Source organism: Paraburkholderia xenovorans (assembly GCF_046030735.1).
Lineage (GTDB): Bacteria > Pseudomonadota > Gammaproteobacteria > Burkholderiales > Burkholderiaceae > Paraburkholderia > Paraburkholderia xenovorans_A.
In genome coordinates, this window is the sequence record NZ_JAQQBV010000002.1 from 105,206 (window position 1) to 125,683 (window position 20,478).

At 62.9% G+C, this 20,478-nt stretch carries 19 protein-coding genes and 1 riboswitch; of the genes, 12 read left to right on the forward strand and 7 right to left on the reverse strand.

Features of this window, described 5'->3' with window-relative positions; translation table 11 throughout:
• Positions 1-7: 7 nt before the first annotated feature.
• Together PQQ51_RS02220 and PQQ51_RS02225 are read right to left on the reverse strand one after the other, a co-directional pair.
• Positions 8-736: a GntR family transcriptional regulator gene (locus PQQ51_RS02220; protein ID WP_408494411.1), complete on the reverse strand. Its 729-nt coding sequence runs from the start codon at positions 734-736 to the stop codon at positions 8-10.
• Positions 733-1,698, reverse strand: coding sequence for a polysaccharide deacetylase family protein (locus tag PQQ51_RS02225; RefSeq protein WP_408494412.1), 966 nt, complete (start codon positions 1,696-1,698; stop codon positions 733-735). The genes PQQ51_RS02220 and PQQ51_RS02225 overlap by 4 nt, the downstream gene beginning before the upstream one ends.
• A gap of 352 nt (positions 1,699-2,050) precedes the next feature.
• Here PQQ51_RS02225 and PQQ51_RS02230 point away from each other — a divergent pair, with 352 nt between their 5' ends.
• The 9 genes from PQQ51_RS02230 (at position 2,051) to PQQ51_RS02270 (ending at position 11,009) form a co-directional block, all read left to right on the forward strand.
• The gene (locus PQQ51_RS02230; RefSeq protein ID WP_408494413.1) at positions 2,051-3,109 is read left to right on the forward strand and encodes an ABC transporter ATP-binding protein; all 1,059 of its coding nucleotides are present in this window, start codon (positions 2,051-2,053) and stop codon (positions 3,107-3,109) included.
• A 111-nt stretch (positions 3,110-3,220) separates the two neighbouring features.
• Positions 3,221-4,516: an ABC transporter substrate-binding protein gene (locus tag PQQ51_RS02235; protein ID WP_408494414.1), complete on the forward strand. Its 1,296-nt coding sequence runs from the start codon at positions 3,221-3,223 to the stop codon at positions 4,514-4,516.
• An 8-nt stretch (positions 4,517-4,524) separates the two neighbouring features.
• Positions 4,525-5,439, forward strand: a complete 915-nt coding sequence (locus tag PQQ51_RS02240; protein WP_408494415.1) for an ABC transporter permease — start codon at positions 4,525-4,527, stop codon at positions 5,437-5,439.
• A 2-nt stretch (positions 5,440-5,441) separates the two neighbouring features.
• Positions 5,442-6,350: an ABC transporter permease gene (locus PQQ51_RS02245; RefSeq protein WP_408494416.1), complete on the forward strand. Its 909-nt coding sequence runs from the start codon at positions 5,442-5,444 to the stop codon at positions 6,348-6,350.
• A gap of 201 nt (positions 6,351-6,551) precedes the next feature.
• Positions 6,552-7,610, forward strand: coding sequence for an LLM class flavin-dependent oxidoreductase (locus tag PQQ51_RS02250; protein ID WP_408494417.1), 1,059 nt, complete (start codon positions 6,552-6,554; stop codon positions 7,608-7,610).
• Positions 7,611-7,723: 113 nt separating this feature from the next.
• Positions 7,724-8,242: an SLATT domain-containing protein gene (locus PQQ51_RS02255; protein WP_408494418.1), complete on the forward strand. Its 519-nt coding sequence runs from the start codon at positions 7,724-7,726 to the stop codon at positions 8,240-8,242.
• A 218-nt stretch (positions 8,243-8,460) separates the two neighbouring features.
• Complete coding sequence (locus PQQ51_RS02260; RefSeq protein ID WP_408494420.1) at positions 8,461-9,231, forward strand: DUF4118 domain-containing protein; 771 nt, start codon at positions 8,461-8,463, stop codon at positions 9,229-9,231.
• 3 nt (positions 9,232-9,234) lie between these two features.
• A complete protein-coding gene (locus PQQ51_RS02265; protein ID WP_408494421.1) occupies positions 9,235-10,122 on the forward strand; it encodes an alpha/beta hydrolase in 888 nt (295 codons plus the stop codon).
• Positions 10,119-11,009, forward strand: a complete 891-nt coding sequence (locus tag PQQ51_RS02270; protein ID WP_408494422.1) for a MipA/OmpV family protein — start codon at positions 10,119-10,121, stop codon at positions 11,007-11,009. Before PQQ51_RS02265 ends, PQQ51_RS02270 begins: the two co-directional genes overlap by 4 nt.
• Before the next feature lie 31 nt (positions 11,010-11,040).
• Here PQQ51_RS02270 and PQQ51_RS02275 read toward each other — a convergent pair whose 3' ends face one another.
• Entirely contained in the window at positions 11,041-11,736 is a 696-nt protein-coding gene (locus PQQ51_RS02275) for a YceH family protein (protein ID WP_408494423.1), read from the reverse strand.
• Between the two features lie 191 nt (positions 11,737-11,927).
• Positions 11,928-12,020: riboswitch (glycine riboswitch) on the forward strand.
• A gap of 195 nt (positions 12,021-12,215) precedes the next feature.
• On the opposite strand from PQQ51_RS02275, the gene PQQ51_RS02280 reads away from it, so the two are divergent.
• Positions 12,216-13,427 carry a D-amino acid dehydrogenase gene (locus PQQ51_RS02280; protein ID WP_408494424.1) on the forward strand — a complete coding sequence of 404 codons (1,212 nt, stop codon included), beginning with the start codon at positions 12,216-12,218 and terminating at the stop codon, positions 13,425-13,427.
• A gap of 146 nt (positions 13,428-13,573) precedes the next feature.
• Here PQQ51_RS02280 and PQQ51_RS02285 read toward each other — a convergent pair whose 3' ends face one another.
• Together PQQ51_RS02285 and PQQ51_RS02290 are read right to left on the reverse strand one after the other, a co-directional pair.
• The gene (locus PQQ51_RS02285) at positions 13,574-14,740 is read right to left on the reverse strand and encodes an acetate/propionate family kinase (RefSeq protein ID WP_408494425.1); all 1,167 of its coding nucleotides are present in this window, start codon (positions 14,738-14,740) and stop codon (positions 13,574-13,576) included.
• A 16-nt stretch (positions 14,741-14,756) separates the two neighbouring features.
• Positions 14,757-17,159, reverse strand: coding sequence for a phosphoketolase family protein (locus PQQ51_RS02290; RefSeq protein ID WP_408494426.1), 2,403 nt, complete (start codon positions 17,157-17,159; stop codon positions 14,757-14,759).
• 477 nt (positions 17,160-17,636) lie between these two features.
• Here PQQ51_RS02290 and PQQ51_RS02295 point away from each other — a divergent pair, with 477 nt between their 5' ends.
• A complete protein-coding gene (locus PQQ51_RS02295) occupies positions 17,637-17,762 on the forward strand; it encodes a hypothetical protein (RefSeq protein WP_408494428.1) in 126 nt (41 codons plus the stop codon).
• Between the two features lie 89 nt (positions 17,763-17,851).
• A complete protein-coding gene (locus PQQ51_RS02300; protein WP_408494429.1) occupies positions 17,852-18,394 on the forward strand; it encodes an ankyrin repeat domain-containing protein in 543 nt (180 codons plus the stop codon).
• Positions 18,395-18,478: 84 nt separating this feature from the next.
• Here PQQ51_RS02300 and PQQ51_RS02305 read toward each other — a convergent pair whose 3' ends face one another.
• Positions 18,479-19,171, reverse strand: a complete 693-nt coding sequence (locus tag PQQ51_RS02305) for an HAD family hydrolase (RefSeq protein WP_408494430.1) — start codon at positions 19,169-19,171, stop codon at positions 18,479-18,481.
• Between the two features lie 16 nt (positions 19,172-19,187).
• Entirely contained in the window at positions 19,188-20,243 is a 1,056-nt protein-coding gene (gene gnd / locus PQQ51_RS02310; protein WP_408494432.1) for a phosphogluconate dehydrogenase (NAD(+)-dependent, decarboxylating), read from the reverse strand.
• Positions 20,244-20,478 lie beyond the last annotated feature (235 nt).

The following is a 20,478-nucleotide window of genomic DNA, read 5'->3' on the forward strand; positions in this document are numbered from 1 at the left end:
TGAAAAATCAGGCGGCCGGTTCGGTGATGCCGAGCAACTGGCCGAGGCTCTTCTCGCCGCGCATCCGCGAGGTTTCGATGCGTTCTTCGAGGTGCCGCAGATGCGCTTCCATCTGCGCGATCGCGCCTGCCGCATCGCGCGCCTCCAGGCAATCGACGATCGCCGCATGCTCTGCGTGTTCGCACGGCGCATTGCCCGGCGCTTCATACACGCCGACGATCAGCGAGCAGCGCGACACCAGTTCCTTCAGATAATTTTGCAGGATGGAATTGCCTGCCAACGCGGCGATGCGCATATGAAAGCCGCTGGCGAGCGTTGCCCACGAAGGCTGATCGAAACGATGCATCGCTTCGTGTTCGCTCGCGAGCTGCTGGCGCAGCGCCTTGAAGTCTTTCGCGCTCGCGCGCTGCACGGCCAGTTCGACCAGCATCCGCTCCACCGAGCGACGTGCTTCGAAAATCTCGCGCGTTTCTTCCGGTGTCGGCTGCGCGATCACTGCGCCTTTGTTCGGCCGCAGCACGACGATGCCGTCGTACGCGAGCTTTTCGAGCACCCGTCGCACGACCGCGCGGCCCACGCCGAACAGTTGGCATAACTCCGGCTCCGGCAGCTTGGTGCCGGGCGTCAGCCGATGATTCAGCACGCCGTCGAAGATCGACTGATAGATGCGTGCGTCTCCGTCTGCTTCATCTTTGGCGGTTTTTCTTGCGATCGCCGCGCCGGCTTTCCCGTTCATGCGATTGCCTCGCGCAGCGCGCCGTCGCGCTCCAGAAAGTCCATATGAGCGGCGATCGCGCCCGGCGTGGTAACCCACACGTCGCCATTCGCGCGGGCCGCCGCGATGTGCTGGAGCGCGCGGCGAAGATGCCGCAGCCGGTAAGGCTGACCGACCAGATAAGGATGCAGCGCGATACCCATCACCAGCGCCTGTGGATGCGTGCCGCGATTGGCCTGCTCGAGCATTTCGTCGAACTGGTCGACGATCATGTCGGCGAACGCGCGTCCGTCCATGTGACGCCCCACCATCATCGGCAAATCGTTGAGTTCCTGCGGATAGGGAATCGACCACAGCGGACCGCTGCGTGTGGCCATCCGCACCGGGCGGTCATCGTGACACCAGTTCAGCGTATAGCGATAACCGGTCTCGGCCAGCAGATCGGGCGTCAGATGCGATTCGGAAATCCACGGCGACAACCAGCCGAGCGGCGGCTTGCCTGACTCTTCCGCGATGCGTTCGCGGCAATGCAATAGCAGCTCGCGCTCGCCCTCTTCATCCAGATCGCTTTGCCGATGCGCGTTCGTATGACCGTGGCCGATCAGCTCGTCGCCGCGCGCGACGCAGGCCGCGATCAACTCCGGGCAGTGATCGTAGAGCGCGGTGTTGATGAGCGTGCCCGCCGGCATCTCCAGTTGATCGAAGAGTTCGATGCAACGCCATGCGCCGACGCGATTGCCGTACTCGCGCCAACTGTGGTTCAGCACGTCGGGCTGCGGCGAGATCGGGCCAAGCGCCGCGCCGAGTCCTTCGCCGAACGCAAAGTGTTCGATGTTGAAGCCGAGATAGACCGCGAGACCCGTATCGCCGGGCCAGCGGAACGCATCGCCGTGCGTGATCGGGCGATAGTCGAAACGCCCATGCGTGGCGAGCCGTTGACGTGCGCGATAGGCTGCGGCATCCGTGTTTGCTGTGTCGTTCATTGAGTTGAGCCGTGGATAACGAAAGCGACCAGTAGCGGCATGGGACCGTGCTGCGTGAACCGAGTTGGCCGGTTCATGCCCCGAGACGGACCGAAGACGCACCGCGATCGCGCAAAAGAAAGTCTTTAATCGCCGACGATCGATGTCGCAGATCGTTTGCAATTTGTGAGCCAACTTGTCGACGTTAAGCACAACGGCGCGTTTGCAATCGGTGCGCATGTCGATGCAGACGGTGGCACATGTCTTGCATTTGCTTCGCGCTTATCGCCGCAGTGATCGCCACAACGATCACCGCAACGATCGCCGCCGTTATCGAATCCCGCACTTCGCCGCCTACGAGGACAACGCCTTCATGATTCAGCCTGCTTCAACGGTGCTCGAAACCAAAGCCGCCGATATCGAACTGGTGCACGTGTCGAAGCAATACGGCGATTCGCTCGCCGTCGACGCGATCGATCTGCGCATTGCCGGCGGCCAGTACTGCTGCCTGCTCGGTCCGTCGGGATGCGGGAAGACCTCGACATTGCGGATGATCGCCGGTCATGAATCGGTCAGCGAAGGCGACATTCTGATCGCGGGCCGTAACGTCACGCGAGCGGAGCCGGCCGCGCGCGGCACCGCGATGGTGTTCCAGAACTACGCGCTGTTTCCGCATCTGAGCGCGCTCGACAACGTCGCGTTCAGTCTGAAAATGCGCGGCGTCGCGAAAGACGTGCGCCGAAAGCGCGCCGCAGAATTGCTCGAACTGGTGGCGATGTCCGCGTATGCGGAGCGCAAACCGGCGCAGCTCTCCGGCGGCCAGCAGCAACGCGTGGCGCTGGCTCGCGCACTGCTGAATCAACCAGGCTGCCTGTTGCTCGACGAACCGCTCTCCGCGCTCGATCCTTTCCTGCGGGTGCAGATGCGTGCCGAACTCAAGCGCTGGCAGAAAGAACTCGGCATTACTTTCGTGCACGTCACGCACTCACAGGAAGAAGCGATGGCGCTCGCGGATCTCGTCGTGGTGATGAGCCACGGCCGTATCGAACAGAGCGGCACGCCGTACGAAGTCTTCAACCGTCCGCGCACCGAGTTCGTCGCGCGTTTTCTCGGCGGTCATAACGTGTTCAACACCAACGGACGGCTCTTCACCGTGCGCGCCGATCATCTGCGCGTCGTGCCGCATGGCGTGACGCCGGTGCAGAACGCGGGCGGCGAACGCAGTGTCGCGCGAATCGGCGGCGTGCCCTGCAAAGTGCGCGAAGCCGAATACCAGGGCACCCATTTGCGCATGACACTCGATCCGCTCGACGGCTCGCCCGAACTGATCTCCCTCGTGAGCGACGGCGACTACGACCCGGCGAAGCTCGGCCCCGACGCGCGCGTGGTGGCCTGGTGGAACGAGCAGGATGCGCATCCGCTCGCCGCATGAGCCATGCATTCAAGCGTGCGATCACGATGACCACGCGGTTTCGCTTTGCAGCACGAAGTCCAATCAGGAACACCAACGAACGCCAACCGGGCGTCAACTGAGGAGAAGGCAATGAGTGAAGCGAACGAGAGCCCGGCAGTGGCCGAATCCGAACCGAAGGAAAAAGGCCTGTCGCGCCGCACGTTCATCAAGGGCGCGGTGGCCGCGGCCGGTATCGCCGGTTTTCCGTACGTCCACGCGCAGGAGAAAATCACGCTGCGCTATCTCGGCACGGCAGTGAATCAGAGCGCGGACATCGCGAAGAAATTCAAGGAAGACACCGGCATCGAGATTCAATACGTGCCGGTCACCACCGACGACGTCGCCAAGCGCATCATCACGCAGCCCAACTCGTTCGACATCGTCGACACCGAATACTTCGCGCTGAAGAAGCTGATTCCGGCCGGCACGCTCGCGGGCATGGACGCGAAGCGCATCAAACTCGCCGACAAGATCACGCCGGTGCTCACGCGCGGCGAAGTGAACGGCAAGAAGATCGGCGACCAGGGCACCGCGCCGAAAAAAGTGATGTTCCTGACCGGCCCGCGCTCCACTGAATTCTCCGCGACGCCGACCGAGTGGATGACGCTGATCCCCACCACGTACAACGCCGATACGCTCGGCATTCGTCCCGACCTGATCAAGCGTCCGATCGACAGTTGGGCCGAACTGCTCAATCCGCAGTTCAAGGGCAAAGCGGCGCTGCTGAACATTCCCGCGATCGGCATCATGGATTCGGCGATGGCGATCGAGGCAATGGGCCATGTGAAATACGGCGACAAAGGCAACATGACCAGGGCCGAGATCGACCAGACCATCAAGATCCTGATCGAGGCCAAACGCGCGGGACAGTTCCGCGCGTTCTGGAAGGACTTCAACGAAAGCGTGAACCTGATGGCGTCCGGCGAAGTGGTGATCCAGTCGATGTGGTCGCCGGCCGTGACGAAGGTCCGCACGATGGGCGTGGCCTGCAAATTCCAGCCGCTGAAGGAAGGCTATCGCTCGTGGGCGTCGGGTTTCGGCTTTCCGCGCTCGTTGCAGGGCAAGAAACTGGATGCCGCGTATGAGTTCGTCAACTGGTTTCAGGACGGCTGGGCCGGCGCGTATCTGATGCGTCAGGGCTATTACCCGGGCGTACTCGACACCGCGAAAGCCCATATGCAACCGTACGAGTGGGACTACTGGATCGAAGGCAAGGCCGCCGCGCAGGACATCAAGGCGCCGGACGGCCAGCTTCTGGAGAAGGCCGGCACCGTGCGCGACGGCGGCTCGTACACCCAGCGGATGGGCGCGATTGCCTGCTGGAACGCGGTGATGGACGAGAACATCTACATGGTGCAGAAGTGGAACGAGTTCATCGCGGCTTGAGCGCACCTATGGCCACGATCGACCTTCCCTCTTCCGTCGAGGACGCGCCCGTCAAACACCGGCGGGCGCCGGCGTGGTTGCAGGCCACGCCGCTGACGCTCACGTTCCTGCTGTTTTTCATCGTGCCGCTCGTGATCACGCTGATCGTCAGCTTCTGGGATTTCAACGAATACCAGATCATCCCCGCGTTCACGCTGAAGAACTACGCGGCGATTTTCAACGGCTGTTCGTCGCTGACCGATGTGTGCGTCACGTTCAAGACGTACTGGTCGACGCTCAAGTTCTGCGCGATCGTGTGGGCCGTGACCTTGCTGCTCGGTTTCTCGATCGCGTATTTCCTCGCGTTCCATGTGCGCACCACCAGCATGCAGACGGTGCTGTTCCTCGTCTGCACGATTCCGTTCTGGACCTCGAACGTGATCCGGATGATTTCGTGGATGCCGCTGCTCGGCCGCAACGGCCTCGTCAATCAGGCGCTGCTGGGCACGCATCTGATCGATCAGCCGCTCGAATGGCTGTTGTATTCGAACTTCTCAGTGGTGCTCGCGTTCGTGCACCTGTACACGTTTTTCATGATCGTGCCGATCTTCAACGCGATGATGCGCATCGATCGCTCGCTCCTCGAAGCCGCGCGCGATGCCGGTGCGAGCGGCTGGCAGGTGGTGCGCGACGTCGTGCTGCCGCTGTCGAAAACCGGCATCGTGATCGGCTCGATCTTCGTGATCACGATCGTGATGGGCGATTTTCTGACGGTCGGCGTGATGGGCGGACAGCAGATCGCGTCGGTCGGCAAGATCATTCAGGTGCAGACCGGCTATCTGCAATTCCCCGCCGCGGCCGCGAACGCGATCATTCTGCTCGCCGTGGTGCTGATGATCGTGTGGGGTTTGACGCGCGTGGTCGATATTCGCAAGGAGCTGTGAGCATGCAGGCAAGTCGCGTCAAACATCGGGAGCACCGGCCGGCGAGTTTCTACTGGCTCGCACTGCTGTTCGGCCTGTTCGTGCTGTTTCTGTATGGACCGGTGATCACGATTTTCATTCTGTCGTTTCAGGGTCCCGAAGGCGGCCTCACGTTTCCGATGCGCGGCGTGTCGCTGCACTGGTTCGCGGCGTTGCGCGACGGCGTCGGCGATGTCGATATCTGGGGGGCGTTCGGTCGTTCCGTGAAGCTCGCGCTGGCGGTCACCGGGTTGACGGTGGTGTTCTCGGTGGCGGCCGGCCTCGCGTTTCGCCGGCGGTTTCGTGGCGACACCGCGGTGTTCTATGTGTCGGTCGCGAGTCTGATCATGCCGTCGATCATCGTGTCGCTCGGAATCGGCCTCACGTTCCGGCTGCTGGACAACGGCGTCAAGTATCTGGCTGCGGCGTTCGGCAATCAGTCGTTCGCCGATACGTACACCACCTCGATGGGGTTGTTCACGTCGGCGCTCGGCGCGCATCTGACCTGGACCTTGCCGTTCGGCCTGCTCGTGATGTTCGCGGTGTTCAACCGCTTCAATCCCGCTTATGAAGAAGCGTCGCGCGATCTCGGCGCAACGCCGTGGCAAAGTTTCCGGCATGTGGTGCTGCCGATCATCGGGCCGTCGGTGGTGGGCGTCGCGATGTTCGGCTTCACGCTGTCGTGGGACGAAATCGCACGCACTTCGCAGGCGATCGGCGAACAGAATACGCTGCCGCTCGAGTTGCAAGGGCTCACCACGTCGGTCACGACACCGGTGATCTACGCGCTCGGCACGATGACGACGCTACTGTCGCTCGCGGTGATGGGCGGCTGCCTCGCGCTGGTTAGCGTGCTGCGGCGCAGGCGCGCGGCGGCAGGGCTTGCTGCGTAGCGTGGGTTGGCGCGGCTTGGCCTGGATTGACGTGGCTTTGCGTCTCCAGCAACGCATGCCTTGGAGGACGCGCACCGCCGCTAAAGCGCAATTTCATCGATCGATATCGGCAGAAATTGGAACGCGAGAAAAGCGCATCGCGCATCATTCAAGGTTTGATGCGCGTTGCAACAACGCTTTCCCCGTGGAGATTTTCGCTATATGTCGACACTGCCACCCCGCTTCGGCGTCTGGGCGCTGGTTCACGGCAGCCGCGCCGCGTTGCAGGATCCGGACGAGCCTTTCGACGCGTCGTGGACCCGCAACAAGGCGCTCGTGCTCGAAGCTGAACGGCTCGGTTACGACTCGGTGCTGGTCGCGCAGCACACGATCAATCCGCACAATCCCGAACTCGATCAGCTCGAAGCGTGGACCGCGTCGGCCGCGCTCGCGGCGCTGACCGAGCGCATCGAGATCATCGCGGCGATCAAGCCGTATCTGTTTCACCCGGTCGTGCTCGCCAAAATGGCGCAGCAGATCGAGCACATCAGCGGCGGGCGTTTCGCGATCAATCTGGTCAACGCGTGGAATCGCCCCGAACTGGAGCGCGCCGGCATCGGCTTCGCGGAACACGACGCGCGCTACGCATATGGACGCGAGTGGATCACCGTGGTCGACTCGTTACTGCGCGGCGAGCGCACGCGTTTCAACGGCGAGCATTTCAATGTCGACGACTACTTGCTGCGCCCCGCCGATCCGTATCGCAACCGGCCGCGCATCTATGTCGGCGGCGAGTCGGAGCCCGCGCGTGCGCTGGTCGCCGACAAGGGCGACGTGTGGTTCATCAACGGCCAGCCGCTCGCCGATGTCGAAGCGTTGATCGCCGACGTGTCGGCGCGGGCGCGGCCCGCGCCGCACGAACCGTTGCGCTTCGGGCTGTCGGCCTTCGTGATCGCGCGCGAATCCGATGAAGCCGCGAACCGTCATCTCGACCATCTGTTCGCGCTGGCCGCGAAAGACGCGCCGTTGCGCGCGCAGCAGAAAGCCAACATCGATCCGAAGGCCGTGATGTTCCAGACCTTCGCGCAAACGCCGCGTGTGGGATCGAACGGCGGCACGGCGGCCGGGCTGGTCGGCAGCTACGACACTGTCGCGCAGCGGATCGCGGCCTTCCATCGGGCAGGCATCGAATTGTTCATGCTGCAATACCAGCCCTTCGAGGCCGATATGCGCCGTTTCGCGGAAGAAGTGATCCCGCGTGTGCGCCGGCTGCTCGGGTAACGCGGCTTTGCTTGCGGTCTCCAGGCCGCAAACTTCGCGGCGGCGTGCCTGTGGCACAGTAGCGTGGAGTGCGGGCGCAACGCCCGCGCACCTTGACGGCCACGACCCGCGACATGACGAACCCGACTGCCTACGAGCCACCCGTCGACGAAGACCAGCTTCTGCTGAAATGGATCCGCCGCGCACGTGAATCCCAGATGAGCCATTACGACATGGCCGATCTGCTGTCGTCGCGCGAGCGCCGCGTCGGCTGGCTGGTCACCGCGCTTACGGCGTTTGTCGGCACGGCGGTGTTTGCTTCGTTGAACGCGAACGCCGTATCGCCCGCACTACGGATTGTTGTAGGACTGGTGAGCGTGACGGCCGCGGTGTCGTCCGCGTTGCAGACTTTCTTGCGCTACGCCGAACGCGCGGAGAAGCACCGCTCGGCCGGTGCGCGCTACGGTGCAGTGCGCCGCCGTCTCGAAGCCATTTTCGCGGGTGACCCCGACGCACTCGACGGCCACTATCTGACCGCGATCCGCGACGAACTCGACCGCCTTGCCGAAGATTCGCCGAACGTGCCGCCGCAACGCTTCTACCGCACGCAACAGACGCTGGCCGATGCGCAGAAGCGGGACGCCGCCGCGTAAGCGCTGGTAAGACTTTTCCCCGCGCCCAGGGGGTTCACGCCCGCATGCCGGCAAGTTTTTCCACTCCCCACCCTGAAATCAGAACATTCCAGTCCTTTGTACTGAAAATTTACCTTTTCTTTGGGTCGAGCTTGTGACTCCTATGGTATTGTCCGACCTGCGCATTACCGCGTATTACAAACGCTCGATCGGGACGCGTACTCGCTCCCATAAAAATCATGGATGTAAAAAACGCCCGTCGCTGGGCACTCCGGGGAACACGCGCCTGGCTGGCCGCCGCTGCCGCATTGGCGATCGCCGCCGGCGTGCGACTGCTGCTCCATCCTTTGATCGGACCGATCATGCCTGGCACCGCGTTCTGCATCGCGGCGTCGCTGATCGAGTACTTCTTCGGCCTCGCGCCCGCTCTTGCGGTGATGGTGCTCGGCCTGGGCCTTGCCGACTATCTGTTCGTGCCGCCCTACGCCGCCATCGACGTATTCAACCGCGCCGACGTGATCCTGATCCTGTCGTATCCGTTGGTGACGCTGTTCATCATCGTGCTGATCGAGCGGTTGCGGCGCGCACAGTTTCGCGCCGAACTGATCGCGTCGGTCGCGCAGTCGCGCTATGAAATGCTGCTGCGCCACGACAACGAACGCATGCTCGCGCGCCGCGCGATCGACGAAACGCACAGACTGCTGCGGCATCTGTCGCATCACCACAAGACCTTCATTCTCATTCAGGCACTCGAGCGCAAAGCTCGGCCGCAGCAGGACGAAGGCCGCGTGCCGAGCCTGCTGCCGCGCCTGCCGAACGAAATCGCACCTGGCCCGCGTTTCGCGGACGTCAATCCCGACGATTTGCAGCGCCTGAGCAAGGCGCTGCTGCCCGGTAGTCATCGTGCGCGGCTAAAAGGCAGCGACGGCGCGTCGAAGCTCACCGACTGCGTTTGCGAACGCTTCACCACTCACGCGGGCGATTTCCTCGTGTTGCGGATCGGAGACTGAGCGATGAGCCAGCCCAGCCAGATTTTCCTGCCTGGCGACGATCACGCGGTGCTGATGTTGCACGGCCTGTCGAGCTCGCCGCTCGAATTGCGCTACCTCGCACGCTTTCTGAACGCCGAAGGCTTCACCACGTGTGCGCCGTTATTGCCCGGCTATAGCGCCGGTTCCGCAGAAACCGCGATGGAAACGTGGCTCGACGCCGCCGTGCGTGAATACGACGCGCTCGCCGCGCGCTTCGCGCGGGTGTCGATCTGCGGATTGTCGATCGGCGCCGCGCTGGCGCTCGCGTTGGCGCATCGGCGCCCGCAGGCGCAGTCGCTGGTGCTGTTGTCGCTGACTCTGTCGTATGACGGCTGGGCGATTCCCTGGTATCGCTTCCTGCTCAACTGGGCGTACTTCACGCCGCTGCGCAAGCGCTGGCGTTATCGTGAGGAAGCGCCGTTCGGTCTGCGCAACGAAGCGCTGCGCGCGAAGATCGCACGCGCGATGCAGCGCAGCGATTTCAGCGAAGTCGGACCGTCGACGATCTCACTGCCGGCCTTGCACCAGGCAAGCCGGCTCGCCGCGAACGTGCGCACGCTGGTTCAGGACATCAAGACCGATTGCCTGATCGTTCATGCAATCGACGACGAAACGTCGAGCCCGCGCAACGCGCGCTTTGTGGCGAGCCATATCGGCGCCGCCTTTTTACGCACAATCTGGCTGGACGATTCGTATCACATGATTACGTCGGACAACGAGCGCGAGATCGTCGCGCGCGAAACCGCGCTGTTTCTGCGCGAAAGCGAAGCGGCCAGTCGTACAGACGACGGCGGCAAGCAGCCGGTCCTGTCGAAGGCGCTCGCGCGCCGACTCAGACAACTCGCTGCGCTCGGCAAGGAGCACGCATGACGGTGGGGCGTTTGATCACGCGCGCAGGGTCGAGGAAGCCGGCGCGCGTGTCGTCGCTGTTCGCCGCCGCGCTGGCACTATGCGCCGCGAACGTGGCGTATGCCGACGACGCGGCGACAACGACGATTGGCACAACCGCGGCCACCGGGGCAACCGTGACACCGAATGCGGTTGCCGGCGCCGACGCGGCAGCCGACACCAGCAAATGGAAGATCGGCGTCGGGCCGGGCCTCGTGATCACGCCCAAATACCCGGGCTCGCGGCAGTTGAGCTACTTCCCGTACCCGGCGCTCGACATCTCTTACGACGACCGGATTTTCTCGTCGGGTCCCGACGTGCTGGGCGTGAACGTGCTGCGCGGACCCGCGTATCACGTCGGCGCCGCGCTGAGTTTCGATTTCCAGAGCCGCAAGGAATCCGACGACCCACGGCTGCACGGTCTCGGCGACGTACACGGCGGCCCGAAGCTGAAGTTGTTCGCCGATTACACGTGGTGGGCGTTCACCGGGTCGGTTGCGCTGTACCAGGACATCGCCGGGCATCATCAAGGCACGACCGTCAGCACCGATTTCGTCGCTTCCGCGCCGGTCGGCGGATGGCTGTTTTCGGTCGGTCCCGGCTTTACATGGGCGAACGGAACCTATACGCGGACTTTCTTTGGCGTGTCCGGCCAGCAAAGCGCCGCGTCAGGCTTACCGACTTACGGCACCAGCGCGGGCGTCAGGGACATTCACATGAACGCGGTGGTGAGTTACGACTTTTCCAAACACTGGAACGGCTCGGTGGCGGCAACGTTCGGGCGGCTCGAACACGACGCCGCCAATAGCCCGATTACCGAAAAGCGGTTTGAGATCAATACGCTGGCTGCTGTGAATTATCGGTTCTAGAAACGACGGCCACGCGCGTGGCGCGTCGCCGTCATTCCTCGCCGACGTCGATCCCCAACTCCGCGGCCATACGCGCCACGATTGCGCGCAGTCGCGTCACTTCGTCCGCAAGCCGCTTCTGCTCGGCCTTGAGCGCCTCGAATTCGGATGGCGGCACGCTGTCCTCTTCTCCGCCACCCGGCTGCGCGAACTCGCTCGCGCTCACTTCTCCGCATAGCAGATGCATCCAGCGGTTCTCGCGCTCGCCCGGCGTGCGGGCCAGTTTCACTACGCGTGGCGGATCGTTCACCGCGAGCTCGTCCAGAAACGCCTCGACCGACGAAATATCCGCGAAGCCATGCAAACGTGCGCTATTCAGGCGCAATTCGGCCGCGGTCTGCGGCCCGCGCAGAAGCAACGTGGTCAACAACGCGCCCGACTGACTCGGCAGACCGAGCACGCGGTTCATGTTGTGCTCGAAGCGCGGCACGCGGCTGCTGCTGCCTTCGAGCACGAGGCTGAGGCGCTTCAGCCCGTCGATTGCGGTCATTACCTCGGCTTCGGTCGCGTTCATTACCGGCGCGCGACCGGTTTTCTGATTGCAGCCCAACGTCAGCGCGTTCAGCGAAAGCGGATAACTGTCCGGCACCGTGTGCTGTTTCTCGACGAGTACGCCGAGCACGCGCCCCTCGAGCAGCGTCAACGCGCGAATGGAAGGACGGGAAAGCGCTTCGGGAATGGTGTTCATGGATGGTGTCGCGGCAAATGCCGCAGGGTCTCGTGTGTTGGTGCCGTTGGTGCCGTTGGTGCTGTCGGTGCACAAGGCACGTGTGGTGCTGCCTGGATTGGTGGCCACTATGATAAACGGCGCCACGCGTGCCCGCACTGCAGGAAACACTTGCGGTAAAAAATTTTGCCCGGTATTGTCGAGCCGTTCTGCAATGCAGCGCGGGAGAGATCGTCAGAGGTTGTGACGACGCCGACGGAGCAACCGCCCCGGAAACTCTCAGGCAAAAGGACCGCGCAGCAGGAACATCTGGAGAGCGGCGCATCGGCATCATCTATGCGCCCACCGAAGGGGATTCCCCGCGTACGGCATTCACACTGCCCGTGCGTGTCCGGGAAGAAACTCTCAGGTACAGGGACAGATGGGGCATCGACGCCGGATTCGATGAAGCAATCGAACACCGAAGCCGGCGATGCTCACAACTTGCTCTGGACCATGTCATGTCACGAATCGCCATCATCGGCGCCGGCATTACCGGCGTCACGACTGCTCACGCGCTCGCGCAGCGCGGCCACCACGTCACTGTCTTCGAACGTCACCGCTACGCGGCAATGGAGACCTCGTTCGCCAACGGCGGCCAACTGTCCGCGAGTAACGCCGAAGTCTGGAACAGCACGGCCACGGTCATCAAGGGTCTGCGCTGGATGCTCACGCGCGATGCGCCGCTGCTGCTCAATCCGCTGCCCACATGGCACAAATATTCGTGGATGGGCGAATTCCTGCGGCAGATCCCGCACTACCGCGCGAACACCGTCGAAACGGTGCGGCTCGCAATCGCCGCGCGCGAGCATCTGTTTTCGGTTGCCGAGGCCGAGGGCATCGACTTCGATCTGGAGCGGCGCGGCATTCTGCACATCTACAAGACTCGCAAGGAGTTCGAAGCGGCGAGCAAGGTGAACACGTTGTTGCGTGAAGGCGGTCTTGTGCGCGATCCGGTGACGTCGAGTGAATTGCACGCGATCGAACCGGCTTTGCACGGCGATTTCCACGGCGGGTTTTTCACGCCGTCGGATTCGACGGGCGATATTCACAAGTTCACACGCGGCCTTGCACAGGCTTGCGAGCGACACGGGGTCGAGTTTCACTACGACGCGGAGATCGCGTCGATCGAGCCATCGCACGACGGCCAGTTCACGCTGATGGTCAAACTCGATGGCGAGTCGCAGCGCTTTGCTTTCGAACGGATCGTGGTGTGTGCCGGCGTGAAGAGCCGCGACTTCGCAGCAATGCTCGGAGATCACGTGAACGTGTATCCGGTCAAGGGTTATTCGATCACCGTGTGTCTGGATGACGAAGTGAGCCAGCAGCGCGCGCCGTGGGTGAGTTTGCTCGACGATAGCGCGAAGATCGTCACCAGCCGTTTGGGCGTGGATCGATTCAGAGTGGCCGGTACGGCGGAGATCAATGGCTTCAATCGGGATATCCGGTCGGATCGGATCGCGCCGCTGGTCGATTGGACGCGCAGGCATTTTCCTGAAGTGTCGACTTCGCGGGTCGTTCCGTGGGCCGGGTTGCGGCCCATGTTGCCTTCGATGCTGCCGAAGGTGGGTCGCGGGAAGCGGCAAGGCGTGTTTTATAACACCGGGCATGGGCATTTGGGGTGGACGTTGTCCGCGGCGACCGCGCAAGCCGTGGCTGACGTAGTGCAGTAGGTTGTCTGCCTGGGGTGACCGGTAACGGGTTGCCCCAGGCAAACAACACGGGCGCGGGGTCAGGACGCGCGTTCGCGATTGGCACTGCGCCCCGAATTCTCCTCGCCGCGAAGGCCATCACACTACCCGGCAAACGTCGAATAACCTCAACTGCCGCCGCGCTCCTCGGCGCGCAGTAACCCGCGACAATGCCGCGAGATCTGCCGTTCCTCTTCCGTGTGGACCACCCGCACGTTGCCCGTCGCGTTGCCTTCCGATAAGCCGAGAAAAGCCAGCCCGTCGCAAACCCTTTTGCGCACGTCCGCGCTGTGCTCCCCGATCCCGCCAGTCAGCACCAGCAAATCGATTCCGCCGAGCAACGCCGCATACGCGCCAATCGTCTTCCTCACGGCAGTTGCGAATACATCGATCGCGAGCAATGCATCTTCATCACCCGCCGCCGCGCGTTTTTCCAGCGCCTGCATGTCGCTCTCGCCATCGGCATAACCCGCAAGCCCACTCTGCCGATTCAGCAGCGTCTCGAGCGCATCTGCATCCAACCCTTCGGCCCGCATCAGATACAGCAACACGCCCGGATCAAGATCGCCGCTGCGCGTACCCATCGGCACGCCGCCGGTCGGCGTGAGACCCATCGACGTGTCGACGGACTTGCCGTCACGCAACGCACACACGCTCGAACCGTTACCGAGGTGCGCGAACACCGCACGCGACGGCAAGTCGGCGCCGAGTCGCGTCACCAGCGATTCATACGAAAGCCCGTGAAAACCGTAGCGAATCACGCCGGCCTCCGCATAGCGGCGCGGTAGCGGCAGTTGCGCCGCTACCGGCGGCAACATCGCATGGAAGGCCGTGTCGAAACACGCGAAATGCGGCGCATCGCCGAAAATCTTCATCGCTTCGTCGATCAACGCGAGCGCAGGCGGAATATGCAACGGCGCGAAGTGCACCGCTTCCTTCAAGCGCTGCAACACTGGCGCGGTCAATCGCTGATGCGCGCGCAGATGCGGCCCACCATGCACCACCCGATGCCCGACCGCCGCCGGCCGCGCGTAACCCTGCTCGGTCAGCACTTGCGACAGCTTTTTTAACGCGTCGGTTTGCGACTCCAGCAGATGGTCCTGCTGCACCAGCACGCGGCCGTCGGGCGCTTTGATCCGCAAACTGCCGTCGGGCCGGCCAATACCTTCCGCGCTGCCTGTCAGCAACAGCTTTTCGTCGCCGTCGGCCTGTGCAAACACGCCAAATTTCAGCGACGACGAACCGCTGTTCAACACCAGAATCACCTGCTCGCCGTCGCGCGTTTCTTTGCTCATCGTTCGTTCGCCTCGCTCAAGCCTTCCACGTCCAGTTGCGGATTTCTTCCTTATCGATGCCCTCGGCATGCGCATAAGCCAGATGCTCGATGATCTGCCCGCGCAGCCATTCCTTCGCATGATCGCCGACGCCGCGCAACGACGGCACGCGATCGATCACGTCGATCGCCAGTGAGAAGCGGTCGACCTGATTGATGATCGCGAGTTCGAGCGGCGTGTTGATATTGCCCTTCTCGTGATAACCGTGCACGTGCAGATTGTCATGATTGGTGCGGTTGTAAGTCAGTTTATGCACGAGCGACGCATACGAATGGAAATTGAAAATCACCGGCTTGCTGGTCGTGAACAGCGAATCGAAATCGCGGTCGGACAACCCGTGCGGATGCTCGTGCTCCGGCATCAGGCGGAACAGATCGACCACGTTCACGAAGCGGATCTTCAGATCCGCAAAACGCTCCTTGAGTATCTGCACGGCGGCGAGCGCCTCCATCGTCGCGATGTCGCCGGCGCTCGCGATCACCACGTCGGGCTCGACACCCTGATCGGTCGACGCCCAATCCCAGATGCCGATGCCCTTCGTGCAATGCGTGACGGCGGCTTCCATGTCGAGATATTGCAGATGCGGCTGCTTGTCGGCGACGATCACGTTCACGTAATCGCGCGAACGCAGACAATGGTCGCCGACGCTCAACAAACAGTTCGCATCGGGCGGCAGATAAATGCGCACCACGTCCGGGCTTTTATTGGTGACGACATCGAGAAAGCCCGGGTCCTGATGCGTGAAGCCGTTGTGATCCTGACGCCACACGAGCGACGTGATCAACAGATTGATCGACGGCACCGGCTGCCGCCAGCCGAGATCGCGCTTGGCTTTCTCGAGCCATTTGGCGTGCTGGTTGAACATCGAATCGATCACGTGGACGAACGCCTCGTAGGTCGCGAACAGGCCGTGGCGGCCTGTGAGCACATAACCTTCGAACCAGCCTTCGAGCGTGTGCTCGCTCAGCATCTCCATCACGCGGCCGTCCACCGCGAGCTCGCCGCCGTCGGCGTCGCCCGGCTCGGTCTCAGCGAGCCACGTCTTCTCCGAGGCCTCGTAAATAGCCGTCAGCTTGTTGCTGGCGGTTTCGTCGGGACCGAACACGCGGAAGTTCGTCATGTTTCTGCGCATCACGTCGCGCAAAAACTTGCCCAGCACTTCAGTGGGCGACGTGTACGAGCCCGCCGGTTTTTTCACGGCGACCGCGTAATCCTGAAACGCCGGCATATCGAGCGTCTTGCACAGCAAACCGCCGTTCGCATGCGGATTCGCGCTGATGCGGCGCGCGCCTTGCGGCGCGAGTTCGCGCAATTCTTCGACAAGGCGCCCTGCTTCGTCGAATAACGATTCGGGTGCGTAACTGCGCATCCAGCTCTCGACGAGTTTCAGGCTCTTGCCGTTGGTGACGGGGTCGAGCACCGGCACCTGATGCGCGCGCCACGAACCTTCCACCTTGTGACCATCGACTTCCTTCGGGCCGGTCCAGCCTTTCGGCGAGCGCAGCACGATCATCGGCCAGCGCGGCCGCGACGCGTCGTCGTTCTCGCGCGCATGCCGCTGGATCGCGCGGATTTCGCCGATGCACTGGTCGAGCGTCGCGGCCATCTGCTGATGCATGACAGCCGGATCGTCGCCTTCGACGAAATACGGCTTATGCCCGTATCCGGTCAGCAATGCCTCGAGTTCCTCACGGGGAATCCGCGCGAGGATCGTTGGATTGGCGATCTTGTAGCCGTTCAGATGCAGCACCGGCAGCACCGCGCCGTCGCGAATCGGATTGAGGAATTTGTTCGAGTGCCACGAGGTGGCGAGCGGGCCAGTTTCCGCTTCGCCGTCGCCGATCATCACCGTGACGATCAGATCGGGATTGTCGAACGCCGCGCCATAGCCGTGCGACAGGCTGTAGCCGAGTTCGCCGCCTTCGTGGATCGAACCCGGTGTCTCCGGCGTGCAATGCGAACCGATGCCGCCGGGAAACGAGAATTGCCGGAAAAAACGCTGCATGCCGGCTTCGTCTTCGCTGCGGTCGGGATAGATTTCCGAGTAATGGCCTTCGAGGTAGCAATGCGCGAGCGTGGCCGGCGCACCGTGGCCCGGGCCGGCCACGTAGATCATGTTCAGATCGTGTTGCCTGATCACACGGTTCAGATGCACGAGCAGAAAGCTCTGCCCCGGGTCGGAGCCCCAATGGCCCAGCAGACGGTTCTTGATGTGTTCGGGCTTCAGCGGTTCGCGCAGCAGCGGATTGTCGCGCAGATAGATCATGCCCGCGGACAGATAGTTGCACGCGCGCCAGTAACGGTCCATCTTGCGCAGGGTGTCGGGGTCCAGTGTGCTGGGCGGGGTCGAACGGGACGAAGGGGAAGCTGCTTCAGCCATTGCGTCACTCCTCGAAAAGAACTGTCAGGCAGGTTGGCGGGTGCTGCAGCGAGTAATCCTTGATCGTGATGCGCGCGAAGTCATGTGCATGATGCGCGGCGGATTGAAGACGATGCCGATCATAGGGTCATGCGAATGACATACATACGGATGACATAACAGAGGTCTTGCGAAGATCGGGCAAACCAGACGCGTTTCGCGCAGTCTGGCGGAATAGCGCGAACTCTTGCGGAATAAAGTAAAAGGGCCTCCGATCGACAGCAGTGTGACAGACCAGCCGCCGCATGGTTCGAAGGAATCGCACAACACTTGATCTGGATGATCGTCGAACGACGCCCGCCGCGCGCCGCGGCTCGACGTTCGCGCTTAAGACCACATTAAGCGAATGCGATTAAGCTGACGCGGCTGCATTCGCGAACGCGGAGCGCAGCGGCGCATTCCGCCTCCTCTCGCCTCTTAACGGAACGAACGGCCATCATGTCGACTCCCAGCCGCCTCAAAGCGCCTCTGATACTTCTTCTCTCGGTCGTGTTGCTGTTCGCGGGTCTTGCGATCGCGATCGGCGTGTTCGGGCTGCTGGTCAAACTGTTCGGCACGACGTAGCGTGCCCGCCAGGCGGGCACGCGCCGTGCGAAATGTGTATCCTGACCGATGCCCAGGTGCTGTAACAGCAGCACGCTTATCGAAAGGAGATGACATTGACGGACCACGCTGAAACTCCCCCGCCCGCCAAACCGGAGATGGATCCGGAACTGCTCGAACTGGCGCAGCAAGTATTCGATCTGGCCCGCCGCGGCGATGCCGCGATGCTTGCCGCGGTGATCGAAAAAGGCGTCCCGCCGAATCTGCGCAACGACAAAGGCGACAGCCTGGTGATGCTGGCGAGCTACCACGGACATGCGGACGCGGTGCGGACCTTGCTCGAACGCGGCGCCGATCCCGATCTGCGCAACGACAACGGCCAGACGCCGATTGCCGGCGCCGCCTTCAAAGGCTTCGATGCAGTGATCGAAACCTTGCTCGCGCACGGCGCGAATGTGGAAGGCGCTTCGCCGGACGGCCGCACGGCACTGATGATCGCGGCGATGTTCAACCGCACGGCGATCGTCGATCTGCTGATCGAGCATGGCGCGGATCCCGCGGCACGCGACGCCAACGGTGTGACCGCGCTGGATGCGGCCGGCAGGATGGGCGCGAACGATACGGCGGCGCGTCTCAAGGGATTGGGCCACTGAGGGGCCACTGAGGGGCCGCTGAGACTGAGACGCCACCAGGCGTTTTTGCGGGCGCGCCCGCAAAAACGCCAACGCCCCGCCGTCTCAGGCACCTCGCCGCAACAGCAACTGCACATCGATATCGGCCAGCTCCCCGATCCGCTCGACGGTGACATCCGCGGGCGGATTCGCAGCGATCTCTTTCGGATCGAACGCGTAATGCCCCTGGCGCGGGAAAACCGTGGTCAACTCGTCGCCCCACGCTTTTTTCATGGCCGTCAGAATCCGCAGCTTATCGTCCACCATCACGTAATGCCGCGCCGGGTAGCACGACTTCACCTGATCGAGCATCAGCTCTTTATGGATGTAAATCAGAACCCGGCCATGTACTTCTTCCCATAAGCCCGCGCGCGAAATCTTGCGCGGCTGGAACACCACGTCGCCATCGGACAGGATCACGGTCGGCCCGTATTTGCCCAGATGCCGCAGCGTATCGAGCGAGCCCGGGTAAAGCCGGTTCGCAAACGGATAGTCGATCAGGAACTGCGAGATCGTCAGCAGGCCCGTATCGCGCGGATGCTCGTGCCGGTAACGCTGCAGCGCACCGAGATAGTCCGCGTAGCCGAGCTCCGAACGCAGTTCTTCGAAAATTTCCCAGTAACGCGCGCTGTTCTCCGCGCCGAACTTCTGCATCATGTGGGCGCGCAAATCCTCCAGCACATGATCGTTGTCCAGCAACGTGTTGTCGCAGTCGAACAGAAACACGACGTCGTGAAGTGTGGCCTTCGTGGCATCCATCTCGGCTCCCAATGCGTTAGCTCTTGCCGCCGGACGACCCGGCCGCACCCGCAGCCGGCGCGGCGCCTTTCTCGACATGGCCGCCAAAGTCATGCCGCATCGCCGACAGTACCCGGTTCGCGAAATCCGCTTCGCCGCGCGAGCTGAAACGCGCGAACAGCGCGGCGCTCAGCACGGGCGTCGGCACGCCTTCGTCGATCGCGGCGGCAACCGTCCAGCGTCCCTCGCCGGAATCGGACACGCGTCCGGCGTAGTTCGCCAGATCGGCGTCGTTGACGAGCGACCCGGCGATCAGGTCCAGCAGCCACGAGCCAATCACGCTGCCGCGCCGCCAGACTTCGGCGACCTCCGCCAGATTCAGATCGTACTGGTACAACTCGGGGCGGCGCAGCGGCGAAGTCTCGGCGTCCACCTCGCGCGCGTGCTTGCCGGCGTCGGCGTGGCGCAGGATGTTCAGGCCTTCCGCGTACGCGGCCATCATTCCGTACTCGATGCCGTTGTGGACCATCTTCACGAAGTGGCCGGCGCCGTGTGGGCCGCAGTGCAGAAAGCCCTGGTCGGCGGTGCCGGTGCCGGCCGCGCGGCCCGGTGTTGCCGGTGCCGCAGCAGCGCCCGGCGCGAGCGTCGAGAAAATCGGCTCGAGATGCTGCACGATTTCAGGCTCGCCGCCGATCATCAGGCAGTAGCCACGCTCGCGGCCCGCCACGCCGCCGCTCGTGCCCACGTCAACGTAATGAAGTTGAAGTTTCGCGAGATCGTTGCTGCGGCGGATGTCGTCGTGGTAATAGGAGTTGCCGCCGTCGATCACGATGTCACCCGGTTCGAGCAACGGCACGAGTTTCTCGAGCGTCGCGTCGACCACCGCTGCCGGCACCATCAGCCACACCGCGCGCGGCTTGTCGAGTTGCCCGACGAGGTCTTCGAGCGACGCCGCGCCCGCCACGCCGTCCTGCTTCAGCTTGTCCACCGCCGCCGCTTGCACGTCGTAGGCGATGCATTGCTGAGCGCCCTTCGTCAGACGTCGCACCATGTCGGCGCCCATGCGTCCCAATCCAATCATGCCTAGCTGCATATCTCGCTCCGGAAAGTGCGTCGATGCGCTGATCGATTCTGTTGGTCGTAACGCGGCGACGAGCGGCTCTGTCGACCCGCGATGCGCGTATTCATCGTAGCCACGTCGGCTTGCGTTTGCCGGACACACGGTAGCAGTGTCTGACTGTCCTTGCAGTGACGCGGGCTGTTGAGCAGGCTGTGAGGCAGGCCGTGACCCAGGCAGTGACCCGGCAGTGACCCAGGCAACATCGCCC